Source organism: Leucobacter chromiireducens (assembly GCF_003917135.1).
GTDB lineage: Bacteria > Actinomycetota > Actinomycetes > Actinomycetales > Microbacteriaceae > Leucobacter > Leucobacter chromiireducens_A.
The window spans coordinates 1-2967 of the sequence record NZ_RPDI01000065.1 but is presented as its reverse complement, the minus strand read 5'-3'; the positions used below and the strand labels follow the sequence as shown (position 1 = coordinate 2967).

Below are 2967 nucleotides of genomic sequence, written 5' to 3'. Positions count from 1 at the left end.
CAACCAGACCGTAGTTGGCAGGAGAAGGATCGCCGTGACCACCAGAACCGTTGCTACTTAGCTGCTCGTCATAGCGCTGACGCTAACCAATCAGGAGGGGAATCACCCCTCCTTCTGAATCCAAGAACGACGGGGACGAGAACCGCTGCTGCAGTCCGGAGGGGCTAACGGGAGGTGTGAGTCTGCGGCCCCCTCGCAGACCGCTTCTCCTGGGGCCGGGGAACACCTGCTACCAACCAGGAGTTGAGGGATCACGCCTATACGCTTATTCCTCAACTCGGGGAGTATTGTTCTGGCCTAGTGAAGGCGATGCATGTGGCGCTCCCCAATGCAGTGCTTTAAGAGCGCTTTGAGCCGTGGCCTCGGGCGCATCCCATGTGGGTTGCGGGGAAACCCGTCCGGGGCCTTGGGGGCGTTCGATGTTATAGATGGCATCGAACTGGTCGACTTGTTCCTGCAAATTGGCGATCGTGGTGGCGAGAGGTCGTTCGTCGAGCCAGTAGAACAGGGTCTGGTGGAAGCGGTCGTTCTTTCCTTGGGGAAGTTGAATTCGGGGGTGGAGGTTCGTGCTGGAGAAGGGGCTACGTGCTGCTGCGGGGTGGCATGGCGTTTGCTGAAAGATGGGGGCTGCCGAGGATTCGGGCGACTCTATCTGTTTGGACTCGACCTGGGTTCGAACAATGTGCCGCCCCTATGCTCCATGGAAGAGTCGCGCCCTTAGACCCGGATGCTTCCAGCAAGCCTGATGTTCGAATGATGAACTGTCGTCCCGTCGCCAGGGGGCAAGACAAGAGTCCTGTCTCGTGGACCACGAGTCTGCCCGCCGAGACACCTTCATCCCCGACGCTGGGATCTTCTCATTCGCAAGGCAGCCCCCTTGTGATGGCCAATGTACTTATCCAGTCGTCAGCATTCACCTACTCTCGCGACGACGATACTGCTATCTGGGTGCACGCCGGCTGGTTTGATGCAGATGTGCCGGGGGGGGGCGGGCATCTGCGAGTAGCGTCAATCCTACGTCTAGCTGAATGCAGCAGCACCTGGACTTCTTCGGTAGAGGTTGCCGAACTCGCGTTTCGTGATGCTTAGGCTGCTGCGGTCGTACATCATGGGCGTGCGATTTTGCGGTAGCCGAGGTCGTGCTAGCTGGAGGCAGCAGAGTCGCAAATTTGGTGGTCTGATGAACTGAGGTACCCGGGTTGAGTCTTCGCGTGAAGAGCGCAATTGCTGCGTTTGCCTTGCTCGGCATTCTTGCTCCGTCCGTAACAGTACCGTCGGTGGCTTTTGCGCAAGATGAGACGATCGAGTATCCCTCGGAAGGTGAGGCTCCCGCGGAGAACCAAACCCAATCCGGGGAGACACCCTCCCAGCCCGAAGTCCCGACTGAAACCGGCGAGCATGAAGGGGACGTCAGAGCGCCCTCCGAACCAGATACCCCAGCGGAAAATGGGCCTGAGCCTGATGCAAAAGAATCGCCGTCAGCGGCGGAGCAGGCGCCGATCGCGGGTGCGCTGTCCGCCGTGGAGGCCGTCGTTCCTGGCACACCGACGAAGGTGAAGGGTACTGCTTCTGGCACGCTGGTGACCCTGGACTGGGCAGCCGGGGCGACGAGCCGTGCCTGGAACGGACTGGCCGACATCCCTGGCGCAAATGCTGCGAGTGCAGCGTCCTGGGCAGTTGCCGTCTCCCATGATGGCAGTGTGGTGGCCCTCGGCAGGCCGGGCGGAGCCGTATATGTCTCGACCGACTCTGGTGAGAGCTTCATCGAACAGACAGCGCTCGGCGCCGCAGAGAGTGGCGGGTCGTGGGCGGTCGACGTCTCCGGTGACGGCGAAACCCTGATCACGGGCAAGCCATCCTCAAACGGCGCCACAGGTCCCCTATATGTAGCTCACGGTGTGAGCGACGCCGCGACCGTGGACTGGGTGGCTCAGCCATCGGCATCGGTCGTTCCGCTGCCCGCGACAACCATTGAGGGGCACTGGCAGGTGTCTTCTTCCGCGAACGGGCAGGTGCTGCTCGCGGCACGGTCCACGATCGACGCTTCGAACTACGGTGCCATCTACGTGTCGAAGAACGGCGGCACCACGTGGGCTACTTCGGGCGGGCAGCCGAACACCACGGCTCGGCACTATGCCGGTATCGCGGTGTCCGATGACGGGCTGCGCATTGTGATCGGGCTCCCCGCACCTCGCACCGGTACCGCGGGCGTGTACGTCTCGCAAGACACCGGAACGAACTGGGCGTTGCGCGCAAACATGGGCGGCGCGGACATCGCCGCTGTCGAGCTCTCTGGCGACGGGAAGACGCTGCTGTCTTCGAGAGTGACCGGGTCCGGCGCGTCGGCGGTGTCGAAGGTATACGTGTCAAAGTCCGAGACCTTTGCGGCGCTCGGTACCACGGCGACGCTCGTCAATGCGGCGGGACTCGCCTCGGCTGCGGGCGATTCGTGGCTGAGCCTCGCCTCCTCGGCCAATGGTTCCCAGCTGGCGATCGGCGGCGTCCACACCACGGGTTCGGTGTGGACCTCAGGCGACGGCGGCAAGAACTGGAGGGAGCAACCGAACACGGCTCTGACACCGGCATCGAGCGCAGTCGCGATGACCGCCGACGGCGCGCAGTTGTATCAGGGCAATGGTCAGAGCGGCGGCGGAGTGCGGGTGTCAAGGTACCCGAGCGACATCACCGGGAAGCCGAGCGACTACGCTGTGCAACTCACAGACCAGAACCCCGCCGACCCCGGTTTTGAGGAGAGCTCTTGGGCTTCGGTTACGCGCACTCCATCGGATGAGCCAACCCAGGTGGTGGCGGGGCTCAACGCGAGTACGCGCTACTGGTTCAGGATTGCCGGGAACAACGCGGCTGGGCAAGGTTCCTGGTCGACGCCGATCAGTGCACTCACCGGTTCCGTCCTCGGCGTAGGCAACACGCCCGAAACGCCGGCTGCGTTGGGTGGTGATCGTGAGG

At 62.8% G+C, this 2967-nt stretch carries 2 pseudogenes; one reads left to right on the top strand and one right to left on the bottom strand.

What is annotated here, in order from left to right:
• Positions 1–367: 367 nt before the first annotated feature.
• Positions 368–538, bottom strand: a pseudogene (locus tag EGM46_RS15090) (IS481 family transposase); the annotation flags it as partial.
• A gap of 673 nt (positions 539–1211) precedes the next feature.
• On the opposite strand from EGM46_RS15090, the pseudogene EGM46_RS14425 reads away from it, so the two are divergent.
• A pseudogene (locus EGM46_RS14425) lies at positions 1212–2967 on the top strand (fibronectin type III domain-containing protein); the annotation flags it as partial.